16 protein-coding genes and 1 tRNA gene are annotated in these 16811 nt (G+C 64.1%); 12 read left to right on the top strand and 5 right to left on the bottom strand.

Annotated elements, in window-relative coordinates; all coding sequences use genetic code 11:
* Nucleotides 1–93 precede the first annotated feature (93 nt).
* Nucleotides 94–1698 (top strand): phosphoglycerate dehydrogenase, encoded by a 1605-nt coding sequence (gene serA / locus ACSU04_RS03230; RefSeq protein WP_439288418.1) that lies wholly within the window; start codon nucleotides 94–96, stop codon nucleotides 1696–1698.
* Nucleotides 1699–1737: 39 nt separating this feature from the next.
* Here serA and ACSU04_RS03225 read toward each other — a convergent pair whose 3' ends face one another.
* On the bottom strand, nucleotides 1738–2286 hold the full coding sequence (locus ACSU04_RS03225; RefSeq protein ID WP_439278384.1) for a TetR/AcrR family transcriptional regulator: 549 nt from the start codon (nucleotides 2284–2286) through the stop codon (nucleotides 1738–1740).
* A gap of 64 nt (nucleotides 2287–2350) precedes the next feature.
* Between ACSU04_RS03225 and ACSU04_RS03220 the strand changes: the two genes are divergently transcribed.
* From ACSU04_RS03220 to ACSU04_RS03175, 10 genes are all read left to right on the top strand, one after another.
* Nucleotides 2351–3886 (top strand): MFS transporter, encoded by a 1536-nt coding sequence (locus ACSU04_RS03220; protein ID WP_439288417.1) that lies wholly within the window; start codon nucleotides 2351–2353, stop codon nucleotides 3884–3886.
* Nucleotides 3887–3952: 66 nt separating this feature from the next.
* Nucleotides 3953–5002 (top strand): 3-isopropylmalate dehydrogenase, encoded by a 1050-nt coding sequence (locus tag ACSU04_RS03215; RefSeq protein WP_439288416.1) that lies wholly within the window; start codon nucleotides 3953–3955, stop codon nucleotides 5000–5002.
* A gap of 45 nt (nucleotides 5003–5047) precedes the next feature.
* Nucleotides 5048–6142 (top strand): branched-chain amino acid aminotransferase, encoded by a 1095-nt coding sequence (locus tag ACSU04_RS03210; protein WP_439288415.1) that lies wholly within the window; start codon nucleotides 5048–5050, stop codon nucleotides 6140–6142.
* Nucleotides 6143–6365: 223 nt separating this feature from the next.
* The gene (locus ACSU04_RS03205) at nucleotides 6366–6728 is read left to right on the top strand and encodes a hypothetical protein (protein ID WP_439288414.1); all 363 of its coding nucleotides are present in this window, start codon (nucleotides 6366–6368) and stop codon (nucleotides 6726–6728) included.
* Between the two features lie 43 nt (nucleotides 6729–6771).
* Nucleotides 6772–7347, top strand: coding sequence for a hypothetical protein (locus ACSU04_RS03200; RefSeq protein WP_439288413.1), 576 nt, complete (start codon nucleotides 6772–6774; stop codon nucleotides 7345–7347).
* A 165-nt stretch (nucleotides 7348–7512) separates the two neighbouring features.
* Complete coding sequence (locus ACSU04_RS03195; protein ID WP_439278379.1) at nucleotides 7513–8289, top strand: fumarylacetoacetate hydrolase family protein; 777 nt, start codon at nucleotides 7513–7515, stop codon at nucleotides 8287–8289.
* Nucleotides 8286–9542: an MFS transporter gene (locus ACSU04_RS03190; RefSeq protein ID WP_439288412.1), complete on the top strand. Its 1257-nt coding sequence runs from the start codon at nucleotides 8286–8288 to the stop codon at nucleotides 9540–9542. Before ACSU04_RS03195 ends, ACSU04_RS03190 begins: the two co-directional genes overlap by 4 nt.
* Nucleotides 9539–10309, top strand: a complete 771-nt coding sequence (locus ACSU04_RS03185) for a class I SAM-dependent methyltransferase (protein ID WP_439288411.1) — start codon at nucleotides 9539–9541, stop codon at nucleotides 10307–10309. The genes ACSU04_RS03190 and ACSU04_RS03185 overlap by 4 nt, the downstream gene beginning before the upstream one ends.
* Before the next feature lie 43 nt (nucleotides 10310–10352).
* On the top strand, nucleotides 10353–11858 hold the full coding sequence (gene gltX / locus ACSU04_RS03180) for a glutamate--tRNA ligase (protein ID WP_439288410.1): 1506 nt from the start codon (nucleotides 10353–10355) through the stop codon (nucleotides 11856–11858).
* Between the two features lie 95 nt (nucleotides 11859–11953).
* Nucleotides 11954–12028, top strand: a tRNA-Gln gene (locus ACSU04_RS03175).
* Nucleotides 12029–12069: 41 nt separating this feature from the next.
* Here the strand turns inward: ACSU04_RS03175 and ACSU04_RS03170 are convergent.
* Nucleotides 12070–12459 (bottom strand): ABC transporter permease subunit, encoded by a 390-nt coding sequence (locus ACSU04_RS03170; RefSeq protein ID WP_439288409.1) that lies wholly within the window; start codon nucleotides 12457–12459, stop codon nucleotides 12070–12072.
* A 93-nt stretch (nucleotides 12460–12552) separates the two neighbouring features.
* Complete coding sequence (locus tag ACSU04_RS03165) at nucleotides 12553–12756, bottom strand: cold-shock protein (protein WP_036279545.1); 204 nt, start codon at nucleotides 12754–12756, stop codon at nucleotides 12553–12555.
* A gap of 294 nt (nucleotides 12757–13050) precedes the next feature.
* Between ACSU04_RS03165 and pepN the strand changes: the two genes are divergently transcribed.
* Entirely contained in the window at nucleotides 13051–15546 is a 2496-nt protein-coding gene (gene pepN, locus ACSU04_RS03160) for an aminopeptidase N (protein ID WP_439288408.1), read from the top strand.
* On the opposite strand, the gene ACSU04_RS03155 is transcribed toward pepN, so the two are convergent.
* Both ACSU04_RS03155 and ACSU04_RS03150 read right to left on the bottom strand, forming a co-directional pair.
* Nucleotides 15528–16067 carry a GNAT family N-acetyltransferase gene (locus ACSU04_RS03155; protein ID WP_439288407.1) on the bottom strand — a complete coding sequence of 180 codons (540 nt, stop codon included), beginning with the start codon at nucleotides 16065–16067 and terminating at the stop codon, nucleotides 15528–15530. The genes pepN and ACSU04_RS03155 overlap by 19 nt on opposite strands.
* Nucleotides 16064–16702, bottom strand: a complete 639-nt coding sequence (locus tag ACSU04_RS03150) for an MBL fold metallo-hydrolase (protein WP_439288406.1) — start codon at nucleotides 16700–16702, stop codon at nucleotides 16064–16066. The genes ACSU04_RS03155 and ACSU04_RS03150 overlap by 4 nt, the downstream gene beginning before the upstream one ends.
* Nucleotides 16703–16811 lie beyond the last annotated feature (109 nt).

Here is a 16811-nt window from a genome sequence, read left to right as displayed (position 1 = left end):
TCACCCTCCGGTAAGGTGGAATCGATCGCGCCCCCACGGTGTGCGGCGCATCGATCCCATCCGCGCTGTGTCGCTAACCTCGAAGGATCCGCTGTGCCGAAGCCAGTCGTGCTCATTGCCGAAGTTCTCTCGCCCGCCACGATCGAGGCCCTTGGCCCCGACTTCGACGTCCGCCAGGTTGATGGCACCGATCGCGAGGCGCTCTTCTCATCACTCGCTGACGCGCATGCCGTGCTCATCCGTTCTGCGACGAAGATCGATGAGGAGGCGCTGAGCCACGCGCCGAAGCTCAAAGTCGTCGCCCGTGCCGGTGTCGGACTCGACAACGTCGACATTCAGGCATCCACCAGGGCCGGCGTCATGGTCGTCAATGCGCCCACCTCGAACATCATCTCTGCGGCAGAGCTCACCTGCACGCACATTCTCAGCCTTGCCCGCCACGTACCGGCAGCTCACGCATCGCTGGCAAGCGGGCAGTGGAAGCGCAGCTCGTACACCGGTACCGAGTTGTTCGAGAAGACTCTTGGCATCGTCGGACTCGGCCGTATTGGTGCGCTCGTCGCAGCCCGCATGCAGGGCTTCGGCATGAAGGTCATCGCTTTCGACCCCTACGTTACGAGCGCACGCGCGCAGCAGCTGGGCGTCGAGCTTCGCACGCTCGACGAGCTTGTCGCGGAGACTGACTTCCTGACGATCCACATGCCGAAGACTCCCGAGACGACCGGCATGATCGGCGCGGAACAGTTCGCAGCGATGAAGAAGTCGGCCTACGTCGTCAACGTCGCACGTGGCGGACTCATTGACGAGGTTGCGCTGCGCGAAGCTCTCATCGCTGGGGAAATCGCGGGCGCTGGCCTCGACGTCTTCACTTCGGAGCCGCCCGTGGAAGGTGGTTCCGCACGCGAACTGCTGGAGTTGCCGAACATCATCGTGACGCCGCACCTGGGTGCATCGACCGACGAGGCGCAGGAGAAGGCCGGCGTCTCGGTCGCTCGTTCCGTCAAGCTCGCCCTCGAAGGTGATCTCGTACCGGATGCTGTCAACGTCGCCGGCGGCATCATCGATCCGTTCGTGCGTCCTGGTATCGCCCTGGTCGAGAAGCTCGGCCAGATCTTCAGTGGTCTGACCACCTCTGCGCTCACCAGCCTCGACATCGAGGTGCGCGGTGAACTGGCCGACTACGACGTCAGCGTCTACCGTCTGGCTGCGCTCAAAGGCATCCTTTCCAACATCGTCAGCGAGAATGTGTCCTATGTGAACGCCCCGCTGTTCGCTGAGCAGCGCGGAATCGAAGCCCGCCTGATCGTCGACAAGGAAAGCCCCGAGTACCGCAACCTCACCACTCTGCGCGGCGCGCTTGCCGACGGCACAGTGCTCACCGTTGCAGGAACACTTGCTGGCACTCGCATGGTTCAGAAGATCGTCGGAATCAACGGTCACGACATTGAAGTGCCGATCGAGACGCACCACATTGTCATGCAGTACACCGATCGCCCAGGCATCGTCGCGGTCTACGGCCAGAAGTTCGGCGAGGCTGGTATCAACATCGCCGGGATGCAGGTCGCCCGCCGCGAGGCCGGTGGCCCGGCGCTCACCGTGCTGACTGTCGACTCGCGCGTGCCCGAAGAGCTCCTCGCCGAGGTCGGCGAAGCCATCGACGCCAAGGTGATCCGATCGATCGAGATCGCCGAGGTCTGATCGGGGTTCTGCCCGGAACGATCAGGTTGATGCGCGCGGTCAGGTTGATGCGCGCAGTGCGAGAGCGATGAGCTTCTCAAGCTGCGCGCCAGTCGGCACGGGGGTGGCGAGCCCGGTGCCTGCGGCATCCAGTGCGTTGTTGTAGTAGAGCCCGTCACTGAGAAGCATCACGAGGTCGAGCGCGGTCTCGTCGCGCACATGCGGGCGCAGCGCATCAGACCACGACTCCCGAATGCGCCGCAGCGCATCGGCTGCCACAGTGGATCCCCCCTGTGCAACGCGCGCTGCGGCGACGAGCGCGCGGTCGAGGTCAGCGTCTTCCATGACGGATGTGCGCAGGAAATAGGAGATCGGCCCGTCGGGAGCTGCCGCCATTCGCGTCAGATCCGCTGCGGCGAGCCGTTCCAGCCGTTCTAGAAGCCCGGCGACGAGCTCTTCCTTGGACGCGAAGTGGTAGAGCAGTCCGCCTTTGGAGACCCCAGCGGACTTCGCCGTGGCATCCAGCGTCGCCGTGCGTTCACCGTCTTCGATGAGGATTGTCTGGAAGGCATCGAGAACTCTTTCGCGTGCCAGGGGAGGTCGAGCCATGGCGCTTACTGTACCAGCCGGACGGTATAGTAAGGAAGTTCATTGATGCGAGGGAAGATACGTGATGGCTGATACTGCGCCGCTCGAGACGGGCGGCATCCACGCGCCTCGCGCCGGCGCTCGCGCATGGTTCGCGTTGGTCGTGCTGATGCTGCCAGTGCTCCTGGTATCGGTGGACAACACCGTGCTGAGCTTCGCGTTGCCCAAAATTGCCATCGATCTCGCACCGTCCGGCGCTGAGCAGCTGTGGATCATCGATATCTATCCGCTCGTGCTCGCTGGTCTCCTGGTCACGATGGGTACCTTGGGTGACCGGTTCGGGCGCCGGAGGATGCTGCTCATCGGCTCCACCGGATTCGCTGCCGTCTCTGTTCTCGCCGCGTTTGCTCCGACCGCAGCGCTCCTCATTGCCGCGCGGGCGCTGCTGGGACTGTTCGGCGCGATGCTCATGCCCTCGACGCTGTCGCTGCTGCGCTCGATCTTCCGGAACCGTGACCAGCGCCGCCTTGCGATTGCCGTCTGGGCGTCGGCGTTCTCGGCGGGCTCAGCGCTCGGTCCGATCGTCGGCGGTTTCCTGCTTGAGCACTTCGCGTGGGGCTCGGTGTTCCTCATCGCGGTGCCCGTGCTGATCCCACTGTTGATCGCGGCACCGCTTCTCGTGCCGGAGAGTCGTGACCCGAATCCGGGCAAGATCGATCCGATCAGCATCCTGCTCTCAATGGCCACGATGATCCCCGTCGTCTATGCGATCAAGTCTCTTGCCGTTGACGGGCCGACGCCCGGCGCAGCCGTGTGGGCCGTTCTCGGCCTGGGGATGGGCGCGCTGTTCGTGCGCCGTCAATTGCGTGCAAAGAATCCGATGCTGGATATGGCACTGTTCCGTCGTGGCACGTTCTCCGGCGCGATCCTGGTGAACTTGCTCAGCGTCGTCGCCTTGGTCGGATTCCTGTATTTTGTCCCGCAACATCTGCAGCTTGTTCTCGGTATGTCACCGATGGAGGCGGGGCTTGCACTTGTTCCCGGCATGCTTGCCATCATCGTCGCGGGGCTCACTGTCGTGCCGATCTCGCGTCGGGTACAGCCGCACCTGGTCGTGCCGATAGCGCTTGTCTTTTCCTTCATCGGCTACCTGCTGGTCGCCTTTACAACGGCTGGTCACGGTGCGCTGCCGTTGGTTATCGCCTTCGTGGTGCTGGGCATCGGGATCGGTGCCGCGGAGACGATTTCCAATGAGCTGATCCTCTCCAGCGCGCCTTCGGCAAAGGCCGGAGCCGCGAGCGCCGTTTCTGAAACGGCCTACGAACTCGGCGCAGTGCTGGGCACCACGATCCTCGGTGGAATCATCACCGCGATGTACCGGGGCGCGCTCGTCATTCCTGACGGGGTGTCGACGGAGGCAGCGCATACCGCCCGTGAGACTCTCGCCGGGGCCTACACGACTTCTCAGACACTGCCGCAGCCGCTCGGATCGGCGCTGTGGGATGCTGCGGCATCCGCCTTCGAATCCGGGGTGATGGTCACCGCACTGATCGGCGCAGCGCTGGTCGCATTGGCGGGAGTGATCGCAGCCGTCACCCTGCGCACGAAGCGTTCGCGCTGACCAGTACGCTGGTGGGTACATGCCCGAGCGATGTCGCGCAACGGGCCATCCGGTGCAAGGAGTGTCATGTCGCGTGTCGTCAAGCTTGCCGTCATCCCCGGTGACGGTATCGGTCCCGAGGTCGTCGCTGAAGCGGAGAAAGTGCTGGACGCTGTCACCGCAGACAGTGACGTGACGTTCGAGAAGACACACTTCTCGCTGGGAGCGGCGCGCTTCCTCGAGACAGGGGACACGCTCACCGATGAGGACCTCGCCGCGATCAGCGCGAATGACGCCATTATGCTGGGCGCGGTCGGCGGCACGCCGGGCGACCCGCGTCTGAAGGATGCGAACATCGAGCGTGGGCTGCTGCTGAAACTGCGCTTCACGCTCGATCACTACGTGAACCTGCGCCCGTCGAAGCTGTACCCCGGCGCCCCTGGCCCGCTCGCCGACCCTGGCGAGGTCGACTTCGTCGTCGTCCGCGAGGGCACTGAGGGGCCGTACGTCGGCAACGGCGGCGCAATCCGCACCGGAACGCCGCATGAGATCGCAAACGAGACGAGTGTGAACACTGCGTATGGCGTCGAGCGGGTGGTCCGCTACGCTTTCGAGCTCGCCGAGCGTCGGAGGAACACGCTCACGCTGGTGCACAAGACCAACGTTCTCGTGCACTCGGGCGGTCTGTGGCAGCGCATCGTCAACGAGGTGGCGCAGGAGCACCCCGGAGTGGTCGTAGACTATCTGCACGTCGATGCGGCCACAATCTTCCTGGTCACAAACCCTTCCCGCTTCGACGTGATCGTCACCGACAACCTCTTCGGTGACATCCTCACGGATCTGGCAGGCGCCGTCACCGGTGGCATCGGCCTCGCTGCTTCAGGAAATATCAACCCTGACGGCGCGTTCCCCTCGATGTTCGAACCCGTTCATGGTTCGGCGCCGGACATCGCAGGCCAGCAGAAAGCCGACCCAACGGCGGCGATCCTGTCTGTCGCACTCCTGCTCGATCACCTCGGGCTTCGGGAGGAAGCAGACCGCGTAACTCACGCGGTCGAAGCAGACATCGTCGATCGAGCCGGTTCTCGGACCACCAGCCAGACGGGTGACGCTATCATCGCAAGGCTCCAGGCGTAGTCTGGACGCACGCGAGCGCCGCCCGCATCAACCGCAGGATGTGACATGACAACCACTGAAACCGAACTCGCCCCGCTCGAGTTCGCCGTGACCAAGAACCTTGCCGCGAAGTCGGCTGCCGCGCGTGAAGAAATCTTCAAGGACCCTGGCTTCGGCACGGTCTTCACCGACCACATGGTCGATGTGTGCTGGTCAGCGCGCGGCGGCTGGCACCGCCCGAGAGTGCAGCCCTACGGACCGATTTCGCTCGACCCGGCGGCTGCCGTCCTGCACTACGGGCAGGAGATCTTCGAGGGCATCAAGGCCTACCGTCACGCTGACGGGTCGATCTACACGTTCCGTCCAGAGCAGAATGGTGCACGTCTGCAGCGCAGCGCGCGCCGAATGGCGCTGCCGGAACTGCCCGTGGAGTACTTCATCCAGTCGATTCGTGAGCTCATCGCTGTCGATGGCGCGTGGGTTCCGTCGGGTGCGGACCAGAGCCTTTACCTGCGTCCCTTCATGTTCGCGAAGGAAGCATTCCTCGGCGTGCGTCCGGCCGAGAAGGTTGCGTACTATCTGATCGCGAGCCCGGCGGGTTCGTACTTCAAGGGCGGCGTGAAGCCGGTGCGGATCTGGCTCTCGGAGCAGTATGCACGCGCGGGCAAGGGCGGCACTGGTACTGCCAAGACCGGCGGCAACTACGCGTCCAGCTTGCTGCCGCAGGCGGAGGCCTATGACAAGGGCTGCGACCAGGTCGTGTTTCTCGATCAGGACGGCAACGTCGAAGAGCTCGGTGGCATGAATGTTGTGTTCGTCTTCAAGGACGGACGCGTCGTCACACCTCATTCGGACAGCATCCTCGAGGGAATCACTCGAGACTCGCTGCTGCAGCTTGCCGAAGACCGCGGCCACAAGGTCGAGCGGCGCGCAGTTTCGCTGCAGGAATGGCGCGATGGTGTTGCCTCCGGCGACATCGTCGAGGTGTTCGCCTGTGGCACGGCTGCGGTGGTGACCCCGATCGGCGCGCTCGTGACGGCGGACTTCGAAGACGAGCAGCCGATCGGTGACCTGGCGCTGTCGCTGCGCGAGGAACTCACTGACATCCAGTACGGCCGTCGCGAAGACAAGCACGGCTGGTTGCTGCGCCTCGACGCCTGACGTTTCTCTCGCGGAGACGGGGCGTCGGCGCCTTCCTCACTCTTTCTTTCGCCGACCCCCCCCGTCTTCTCGTCGAGCCCCCGTCGTATTGACGTCAATACGACGGGGGCTCGACAGTAAGACGGGGGCTCAGCGGGTGTTGACTCGTTCTGCACGGACGAGGTTCAGAGCCGGAAGCTGTGGATAGCGGTTGTGAGGCGCTGCAGGCCGCCACGATGGCGGGATGCGTAAGAGAATTTCCTTCGCCCAGGCCGATGAAATGCTGCTGTCCCGCGATGCCCTGTTGAGCACAGGCTGCACAGAACGTGAATTGCGTGACCGTGTGATCAGCCAGACGATCGTGCGCGTCCATCGCGGATTTTACGTCGATGGGACGGAGTGGGAACGCCTGTGGCCGGAGGGTAAACATCTGCTGCGCGTGATCGCGGTGAAACGAGCAAGCCCAGGCGCGGGGCCCGTCTTCACCCATCTGTCTGCCGCCGTGCTCTGGGGCCTCCCGCTCTACCGCATCGCGGACGTGCTGGTCCCATGTGCTCATCGCAGGGGCGCGACACAGCCGTGTTGCCGCCGGGGTTGCCAGACATGAGTCCGACGTCGCGGAGGATGAGATCAGCGAACGTTACGGCATCATGTGCACCTCGCTGCACCGCACCGTGTTCGATCTGGCGCGCACGACTCGTCTCGAAGCTGCAGTATCCGCCGGCGATGCCGCGCTGAGGTCGATCGCCGTGCACGGGCAGGAGTACGACGCGGATGCGGCAGCCCAGTGGCGCGAAGAACTCGAAAGGTTTGCGGGGCCAGGTCTGCGTGGAGTGAGACAAGCACGCTGGGTCACGGCTTTCGTGGACGGACGCGCTCAGTTGCCGGGGGAGAGCGTGAGCAGATTGCAGTTGTTCCGGCTAGGTTTTCATGCCCCGGATCTCCAGGTCCCCGTCGTCGGTGCCGAGGGCGATCGATACTTCCTGGACTTCGGGTTTCGGCGCTCGCGGACATTCGGCGAGTTCGACGGCGAGGGCAAGTACCTCGAGCCGGAACTTCGTACTGAACCAACACCCGTCGACGCGATGCTCGCGGAGAAGCGCCGCGAGGATGATGTCCGCGGAGTCACAGGCTGGTCGTTCGCACGCTGGGGAAGTATGCACATCGGTTCACCGGACACGCTGGGCGATCGCCTCGCTCACTTCGGCGTCACACCTCCAGGTTGACCCCGGCGTTCCGTCGACCCCGTGTCCCGACCCGTTTGTTCCGCCGAGCCCCCGTTTTCCCAGCGAGCCCCCATCGTGAAGACGTCAATACGACGGGGCCTCGGCGCCAAGACGGGGGCTCGGCGGAGGTAGATAGGGGAGGAGTCGGGTCGCTAGGCTGGTCGAGTGAAGATCGCTCGGTTCAGCCACAATGACGCAATCCGCTACGGCATCGTCGATGAGCGGGAGCTCGTCGTCCTCGCTGGTGACCCGATGTTCGCCGGATATGAGACCACGGGTGAGCGCGTGCCGCTGGCGGATGCCGCGCTGCTCGCGCCGGTGATCCCGCGCTCCAAGGTCGTCTGTGTCGGCAAGAACTATCACGATCACGCCGCAGAGATGGGGGGAGTGGCACCCGAGGAGCCACTGCTCTTCCTCAAGCCGAACACCTCGGTGATCGGTCCCGGCGACACCATCGTGCGTCCGACACTGTCAGAGCGTACTGAGCATGAAGGCGAGTTGGCCGTCGTCATCGGTCGGATCGCGAAGAACGTCAAGGCGGAGAATGCCCTGGACTACGTCTTCGGATACACGATCGGCAACGATGTCACCGCGCGCGACCTGCAGAAGAAGGACGGTCAGTGGACCAGGGGCAAGGGCTTCGATACTTTCTGCCCGCTCGGGCCGGTCATCGAGACAGAATTCGATGCCAAGGACGCCACGCTCGAGACCCGCGTGAACGGTGAGGTGCGTCAGCACGCTCCTCTGAGCGACATGATTCACTCCGTCCAGGCGATCATCGAGTATGCCTCCGCAGTTTTCACGCTGCTTCCCGGTGACGTGATCCTGACGGGCACTCCGGCTGGAGTCGGCCCCTTCGCTGCCGGCGACACTGTCGAAGTCGAGATCAGCGGTCTCGGCATCCTGCGTAACTCTGTGCGCGACGCACTTCCGGTCGCATGATCGAGGTCGCGGCCGTCAACCAGGCGGCCGTGCAGCGGCGCACGGTGCTCGTGCTATCGCTCGGACAGGTGCTCGGCGGTATTGCGTTCGGGGCCACTGTTTCGCTCGGGGCGCTGCTCGCGGCCGACCTCTCCGGCGACGATGCGCTGTCGGGGTTGGCGACCGCATCTGTGACCCTGGGCGCCGCTCTGTGCGCGATCCCGCTGGCACGGCTGGCGAGCCGCGTCGGACGCCGTCGCGCGTTGACCCTCGGCAATCTGTTCGCGCTGGTGGGCATCGGCGTCGTCATTCTGGCCGCAGCGCTGCGGAACTTTCCGATGCTGCTGGCTGGCATCCTCATGATCGGTGCCGGCAACGCAGGTAATCTGCAGTCCAGGTTCGCCGCGACCGACCTTGCCTCACCTCAGCACCGCGGGCGTGACCTCTCCGTGGTCGTCTGGGCGACCACGGTCGGCGGCGTCTCGGGGCCGCTGCTGCTCGGGCCGGGCGAGATCGTCGGTCAGGCGATCGGAATGCCGCCTCAGACCGGTTCCTATCTGTTCTCGCTGGTTGCCCAGGCCGCCGCCTTCCTCCTATACATCGTCGCGCTGCGCCCAGACCCGCTGCTGACCGCGCAACGGATCGCTCGGGATGCCGCCGCATCACTCTCAGGGTCGCTGTCGCAGTTAGACCGGCCGACGGTCGCGCGCTACGCGATCTTCGTGATCGCCGGCTCGCACGTTGTGATGGCCTCGGTGATGGCGATGACGCCGATTCACCTCTCCCATATGGCGCACAGCGCTCATGGCGGCCATGCCTCGAGTACAGATATCTCGGCGTTGGTGGGTGTGACGATCGCGCTGCATGTGGCGGGGATGTACGGGCTGTCGCCGGTATTCGGCATCCTCGCTGACCGACTCGGACGCCTGCGCGTGGTATTGCTCGGACAGGTGCTGCTGGCGGGGGCTCTCGGATTCGCGATCTTCGCGAACGATTCCGCCAGTGGGGTGATGACTGCGCTTGTGCTGCTCGGCCTCGGTTGGAGCGCCGCGACTGTCGCGGGTGCTGCCCTGTTGACCGAGGCGAGCGCCCCGGAACTCCGCACCCGACGTCAGGGCCGCAGCGACTCGCTCATGAGCCTGTGTGCGGCGGCGGGTGCAGTGCTCGCCGGCGTGATCCTGGCAAACTTCCAGTACGCGGGGGTAGGCATCGCGGCATCCGTTCTCTTGATCGTCATGGTGGTACTCGCGCCGCTGGGGCGAACCCAGAAATGAGAGAGTGGGCGGGTAAGGGCGAGGCGTATGCCGCCTCGTATGCCGCGCTGTGTGCTGGCACTCATGACGCTCTTGTCGCCAGGCTCGGACCAGCACGTGAACGTCGACTGCTCGACGTAGGCTCCGGCACTGGAGCTCTGGCAGCGCATCTGTCAGCCGCAGGGTGGAACGTCACCGGGTGCGAACCCGAGGAGACGATGCGCGTGGTGGCCGGCCGACAGCATCCGACGCTCGCCCTGGTCGAAGGCGCATTGCCCGCGCTGCCGTTTGCAAACGCTGAATTCGATGCGGTGACGGCGAACTTCGTACTCAACCACGTAGACGATCCCCGAGTGGCTGCACGGGAAATGGCGCGCGTGGCGGCTCCGGACGCAGTGTTGGCGACGACGATCTGGATCGTCTCGCCTTCGTGGTTCTGGTTGTCTGTATGCGAGCGCGCAGGGCTTACACCCGCCGCGGGCAATCGACTGCCGCCAGAAAGGGACTTTGAGCGAACGGCATCCGGATTCGGGCGGATGCTGTCGGAAGGCGGCTGGCACAGGATCAAGGTCGCAGAGCTCACCTGGAGCTGGCGTGCCACTATTGATCAGCTGTGGGCCTCCGCTGAAGGTGGAGTCGCCTCTGCCGGGGCGTTCTATCAGTCGCTCATCGTCGCCGATCGCGTGCAGTTTCGTCGCGCGTTCGATCAGCTCTGCGCTGAGCACGTTGTCGACGAAGCGGTCGCGCTTGAGCACACGGCTGCAGTGGCAGTCGGTCGACCCGGTTGAACAGACCAGCGGGCATCGTTCACACGCGTAGGATTGAGGAGATATGGCTACTCCTCACGCTCTGACCACAACCGCCAGCGGTGCCGACGTCCGCGTCCGGTTCTGCCCTTCGCCGACCGGCACACCGCACGTCGGCATGGTCCGCACCGCGCTGTACAACTGGGCGTATGCCCGGCACAACGGCGGCAAGATGATCTTCCGCATCGAAGACACCGATGCTTCCCGCGACAGCGAGGAGAGCTTCCGACAGCTCGTTGACGCGCTCACCTGGTTGAAGATCGATTGGGATGAGGGCGTCGAGGTCGGTGGACCGCACGCGCCGTACCGTCAGTCTGAGCGCCACGATATCTACCGTGGCATCATCGAGAAGCTGACAGCCACTGGTGCGCTCTACGAGAGCTACTCGAACGCCGAGGAGATCGACGCCCGCAATGAGGCGAACGGTCGGGCGAAGCAGCTCGGTTATGACAATTTCGATCGGGATCTGACCGACGAGCAAAAGGCCGCCTTCCGTGCAGGGGGCCGTCAGCCGGCCTTGCGTCTTCGCGTGCCGGATGAAGACCTCACATACGTCGACCTGATTCGCGATGAGGTGACGTTCCCGGCTGGTTCCTTCCCCGACTTCGTCGTCGTCAGGCCGAACGGCGTCCCGCTGTACACCTTCGTGAACCCGGTCGACGACGCGCTCATGGGTATCACTCACGTGCTGCGCGGCGAAGACCTGATGCCGTCGACCGCGCGTCAGCTGGCGTTGTACGCCGCATTGATCGACGCGGGCGTCACGACTTTCGTGCCGCGATTCGCGCACATGCCGCTCGTGCTGGGGGAGACCGGCAACAAGAAGCTCTCCAAGCGTGACCCTCAGGCCGATCTGTTCCTGCACCGGGACCGTGGCTTCATTCCCGAGGGTCTGCTGAACTACCTCGCGCTCCTCGGCTGGTCGATCGGTCCAGACCGCGATGTTTTCTCGCTGGAGGAGTTCATCGCCGCGTTCGATATCGAGAACGTGAACCCGAACCCGGCACGCTTCGATCAGAAGAAGGCCGAGTCGATCAACGGCGATCACATCCGGATGCTGGATGTGAAGGACTTCGCGGAGCGGACGATCCCGTATCTTGCCGCTGCGGGACTGTTCGAGGAGCCGACTCATGAGCAGCTCGTGCTCGCGTTCCGCGCCGCACCGCTCGTGCAGGAGCGTGTGCAGCTGCTCGGCGATGTGCCTGGCATGCTCGGTTTCCTGTTCGGCGATGAGGTGTCGTATGACGCCGACGCACTCAAGGGGCTGCCGGCGAACGCCGCCGAGGTTCTCGATGCGTGTGTGACTGCACTCGAGCCCGTCTCCGAGTTCACCCCGGAGAAGATCCAGGATGCTCTCGCCACGGCGCTCGTCGAGAAGCTAGAGCTCAAGCCGCGCGTCGCCTACGGGCCTCCGCGCGTTGCCATCACTGGTCGCCGCGTGTCTCCGCCGCTCTTCGAATCGATGGAGCTCATTGGCAAGGACGCGACGCTGACGCGTCTGCGGGCGCTTTCTGCCCAACTGGGATCCTGACGGCGCGCCCGGGCGACGTCGCATGCGCGTCACTTTGGCATTATGGCCAAGCTCGGGTAAGCTTAACTCTCGGTGCGAGGCTCACGTTTTGCCCTTGGGGTATGGTGTAATTGGCAACACGGCGGTTTCTGGTACCGTTGTTCTTGGTTCGAGTCCAGGTACCCCAGCCAAAGAAAAACCCCCGCTCACGCGGGGGTTTTCTTTTTTGGATTCAGGCCCGGCCGTGCATTGTCCGGCTACGGCGGGACGCGGCATCCAGCATCACGGCGATGAGGAGCACCGCACCCGTAGTCATGTATCGGAACGATGAATCGAGATTCACATCTCCTGTTCCGCTGCTCTGAGCGGCTGCCGCAAGCCGTCCTGCGGCGAGCATTCCGCCGACTGCGGCCAGTGACGAGTAGAGCATGAAGACGGACATGTAGGTCCAGCCGACGTTGATGCCCGCGCGACGTGCTGCTTCACGATTGCCACCGACGGCGAAAACCGAGCGGCCCCACTTCGTGCGGGTCAGCGCATACTGCATGACGACGACGAGTACGACGAAGAAGACGAACATCCAGCCGATGCCGCGGACACGGCGAGCGTAGTGAAGGATCACGTGCGAGCGGAGTCCGCGCTCATAGGAGCGGACTGTGCAACAACGAAAAAAGGCCCAGCCCCACAAAGTGGGACTGGGCCTTAGAAGCTCTAATTAGAGAGCGTTGATGTTCGTCGCCTGGGGGCCCTTGGGACCCTGCTCCGTGTCGAACTCGACCTTCTGTGCTTCCTCGAGGTTGCGGTGTCCGCTACCCTGAATCGCGCTGAAGTGCGCGAAGACATCGGCAGATCCGTCATCGGGAGCAATGAAGCCGTAGCCCTTGTCGGAGTTGAACCATTTGACAGTACCAGTGGCCATGCTGTGTTTCCTTTGTGTTGTTGGGCCGAGCTTCGACCCGTAATGCCTCGACGATATTCGGCTCGGCAGCTTATGGGGCTCTCAGAGTAACGGCGAAAACTCGCGGCGTTACGCGGCTGGGAGCGTGAGGTAGGTGAAGGAAAATGATCGAGTGGCCACCATGCATGTTACGCATTCGGGCCGATGAACAGCCGGAGATTCCGAAGGTCATCGTGAATGTTATCGCCCCAGCTTAGCCCATTCTTGTGCGATCTTGCTGACAGTTACCGTGTTGACACATGAAAAGATGGAGCAATGAGCTCTGCCAACCTAACCAGGCAGGAGACGGCCGCGCGTTCTGCGGGCGTCACCGTGCACACCATTCGCGTCGAGCTTGACCTTTTTGATGCGCAGAATCAGGAGCGGCCGGGCTTCGGCGTCACCACGACACTGATGTTCGATGCCACCGCATCTGAGACGTGGATCGACTTCATCGGCGAGTCCGTGAATAGAGTCACGATCAATGGAGCCGAACAGCCCGTCGCCTACGACGGCGCCCGGATCGCAGTGACCGGACTCGCGGCATCCAACACCGTCGTGGTCGAGGGGGTCGGGCTCTACAGTCGATCCGGCGAGGGTCTGCACCGATTCGTTGACCCTGTAGACGGTGAGACCTACCTCTATACGCAGTACGAGCCGGCGGACTCGCGGCGAGTCATGGCGTGCTTCGAACAGCCCGATATGAAGGCAGCGTTCACATTCGTCGTGCGTGCGCCGCTCGGCTGGCACGTGCTGTCGAACCAGAGCGCGGTGTCGGTAGACGAGCACGACGGCGCCCAGACGGTCGAGTTCGCGCCGACGCTGCCGCTGTCCAGCTACATCACCTCAGTGGCGGCAGGGCCCTATCACCGAGTGGATGCCACCTGGACCCGGGGTGAGCAGAGCGTTGCACTCGGTGTGCTGTGCCGTCCCTCACTGGCTAGGTTCCTCGAAGAAGACGAGATCATCGAGGTCACGCGTCAGGGGCTGGACTTCTTCACCGACTCGTTCGATTTCCCCTACCCATGGGGCAAGTACGACCAAATCTTCGTGCCGGAGTACAACTTGGGCGCGATGGAGAACCCCGGCCTGGTGACTTTCACTGAGGCATACCTGTCGCGCGGTGCAGCGACCGACGCGCAGCGTGGAGGCCGCGCCAACACGATCCTGCATGAGATGGCTCATATGTGGTTCGGAGACCTCGTCACCATGCGCTGGTGGGACGATCTCTGGCTCAAGGAGTCCTTCGCCGACTACATGGGCGCCCACGCCTCGGTGGCTGCCACCCGCTTCACCGATGCTTGGGTGCGCTTCGCCGCGAACCGTAAGGCCTGGGCGTATCAGCAGGATCAGTTGCCGACGACGCATCCGATCGTTGCCGACATCACCGACCTGGAAGCAGCGAAGTTGAACTTCGACGGCATCACCTACGCAAAGGGTGCGTCGGTGCTCAAGCAGCTGGTCGCCTTCGTCGGCGAGGAGCAGTTCTTCGAGGGTGCACGGCGCTACTTCGCAGCGCACGCCTACGGCAACACCACGCTGGATGACCTACTGGTGCAGCTCGAGGAGGCCTCTGGCAGAGACCTGCGCGCGTGGTCGACGGCCTGGTTGGAGACGAGCGGTGTGTCAGCCCTCTCGCTCGAGGAAAGTGCGGACGGCGAGCGGATGCTGGTGCAGACCGACCCGCGCCCGCACCGCCTGCGCGTTGGACTGTACAACCTCACGGACGGGTGCTTGTCGCTGCGTGAAAAGGTTGATCTGGACATTGCCGACGAGCGCACACCGGTGGCTTTCGAGGAGGCCGACTTGGTGCTGATCAACGATGACGATCTGACCTACGCCAAGGCACGCATCGACGAGCGCTCGTTGGCGTCCGTGGAGAAGGCCCTGTCGACGCTCGAGCCCTTGCCGCGCGCGCTGGTGTGGTCGTCGCTGTGGAACTCCACACGTGACGGCGAGCTGGCTGCCGCGCGCTATCTGGCGATCGTGGGCGCGCACGCACCTGCAGAAGAGAACATCGGCCTTCTGAGTGGGGTGCTAGCGAATGCCGCCTACGCGGTGGGTCATTTCGTCTCGGATGCTGCGCGGACCGCGGAGCGCACCGCATGGCTGGAGACGACCTGGACGGCTCTCAGTGCGGCAGATGCCGGAAGCGACGCGCAGCTGTCCTGGGCGCGTGCCTTCGCCGCAGCGTCCGCCTACGACGACGCACGCGCCGAGCATGTGCGGGCGATCCTTGACGGCGATGCGCCGGAGGGCCTGACCGTCGACCCCGATCTGCGCTGGGCGCTGCTCACCGCGCTCCGTACGACCGAGCACGCGACGGGCGACGACGTATCCGACGAGCTCGAGCGCGACGGTACGGCGAGCGGACGAACGGCGTCGCTTACTGCGCTGTGGTCGAAGCCGAGCATTGCCAATCGAACTGTGGCCTGGCACGCCGCGTGGGAAGATCTGTCGCTCAGCAACGATCACCTCAGCGCCACGATCAACGGTGTCCGTGCGGGCGGGCGCCGTGATCTGATTGCTGATCTCGACGAAGGGTACTTCGAGCGGATTCTCGGCGCTTGGCAGGACCGCAGCATCGAGCTCGCCAGACGCCTAGTGGTCGGGCTGTTCCCGGCATCCGATGATCTCGAACAGGTCGACGCATGGCTCGCCGCCAACGGGAGCGCGCCGGCGGCACTGCGGCGCCTTGTGATCGAGCAGCGTGACCACCTGGCGCGCGACCTGCGGGTGCGTGCGGCGCAGTCTCAGCTCGGCGAGGGCTGAGCCGCCGGCTCGACTGCCATTCCCATGACTGTGCGCACGATCCACGGGTGCGCACGGTCATCCGCGATGTGGGTCATTCCGAGATGCTCGGCCACTCGTCGGGAAGCGACGTTTTCGGGATGGATGATCGCAGTGAGCAGCGTGGGGGCGTATTCGCGTCGCACCAGCTCGAGGCACGCGCGCGCCGCTTCGGTAGCGTAGCCGTTTCCCTGAACGTCGCGTCGCACGTGGTAACCCACCTCGCGCACCGGTGTGTCGTTGTACGACTGCCAGGTGATGCCGCAGTCGCCGACGAACTCGCCAGTGAGAGTTTCGATCAGCCAAAGGCCGTGACCGTCCGCGGCATAGCGGCCCTGCATCCGACTGATCCATTCGGCGCTCTCCGCACGCGTCTTAGGCGCGGGATAGAAGGCCATCGTTTCCGGATCGCCGAGCATCCGCGCCATGTCGTCGAGATCGGTGTCGACCATCTCTCTGAACCGCAGTCGTTCGGTGGGATCTGGCAGTAGGCGTCGGGTCACAGGTCGATGGTGTCGCCGGGATCGAGCTCGAAGAACTCCCCGCCGTTCTGTTCGGTCGCCCACTTCAGTCGGGCGCGGTGCATGTTGCGTCCGATCACCGAGAGCGTCATATCGTGCACGCCGAAGGCGCGGCGAGGCTTCACCGCGAGTACGAAGTCCATGGCCTCGCCGATCTTCAGCCAGGGGCCGCCGAGGGGAGCGGCCAGCGTGTCGACGTTGATTCCGTCCGGCACCGAGTAGGAATCACCCGGGTAGTAGAGCTCGTCGTTGATGAGTACGCCGACGTTCTGGATTGCCGGCAGCGACGAGTGGATGACGGCGTGGTCGCCGCCGAAGAAACGCAGGGTGAATCGCCCAGCGATGACGGTATCGCCGGGGGAGACGACGCTGATCTCGTAGTCAGTGGCCGCTGCTGCGACGCCGGCCGGCGCGTAGATCGGGATGCCGGGGGCAGCGCGCAGGATGCGGTCGAGATGCTCCGGGGTCCAGTGGTCCGGGTGCTCGTGAGTGATGACAAGGCCCACTACGTTCGAGAGCTCATCGAGCGGCGTGGTGAATGACCCGGGATCGATGATCAGTGCGTCTCCGCTCTCATCGATTCGGAGGGCGGCATGTTCGTGCTTCGTTACGCGCATAGTGAGAGTCAACTCCTTCGAGAGCTGTCCGGCAAACCTGCTTCTCGGATGACGCGCCCGGGATCCGACTTCTGACCGCCTCGATTTGGCGGAGCAGAAAACCTCGTGG

The sequence above is a fragment of the Microbacterium sp. A84 genome (genome assembly GCF_051842815.1).
In the GTDB taxonomy this organism is placed as follows: Bacteria; Actinomycetota; Actinomycetes; order Actinomycetales; family Microbacteriaceae; genus Microbacterium.
This window is presented reverse-complemented; position numbering and strand designations above follow the sequence as displayed.

Coding starts and splice junctions, on each gene's coding strand:
- ACSU04_RS03185 (WP_439288411.1), top strand. CDS start 9,539: ATGAGAGAGTGGGCGGGTAAGGGCGAGGCGTATGCCGCCTCGTATGCC.
- gltX (WP_439288410.1), top strand. CDS start 10,353: ATGGCTACTCCTCACGCTCTGACCACAACCGCCAGCGGTGCCGACGTC.
- ACSU04_RS03220 (WP_439288417.1), top strand. CDS start 2,351: ATGGCTGATACTGCGCCGCTCGAGACGGGCGGCATCCACGCGCCTCGC.
- ACSU04_RS03200 (WP_439288413.1), top strand. CDS start 6,772: ATGTGCACCTCGCTGCACCGCACCGTGTTCGATCTGGCGCGCACGACT.
- ACSU04_RS03165 (WP_036279545.1), bottom strand. CDS start 12,756: ATGGCCACTGGTACTGTCAAATGGTTCAACTCCGACAAGGGCTACGGC.
- ACSU04_RS03205 (WP_439288414.1), top strand. CDS start 6,366: ATGCGTAAGAGAATTTCCTTCGCCCAGGCCGATGAAATGCTGCTGTCC.
- ACSU04_RS03210 (WP_439288415.1), top strand. CDS start 5,048: ATGACAACCACTGAAACCGAACTCGCCCCGCTCGAGTTCGCCGTGACC.
- ACSU04_RS03225 (WP_439278384.1), bottom strand. CDS start 2,286: ATGGCTCGACCTCCCCTGGCACGCGAAAGAGTTCTCGATGCCTTCCAG.
- ACSU04_RS03190 (WP_439288412.1), top strand. CDS start 8,286: ATGATCGAGGTCGCGGCCGTCAACCAGGCGGCCGTGCAGCGGCGCACG.
- ACSU04_RS03215 (WP_439288416.1), top strand. CDS start 3,953: ATGTCGCGTGTCGTCAAGCTTGCCGTCATCCCCGGTGACGGTATCGGT.
- pepN (WP_439288408.1), top strand. CDS start 13,051: ATGAGCTCTGCCAACCTAACCAGGCAGGAGACGGCCGCGCGTTCTGCG.
- ACSU04_RS03150 (WP_439288406.1), bottom strand. CDS start 16,702: ATGCGCGTAACGAAGCACGAACATGCCGCCCTCCGAATCGATGAGAGC.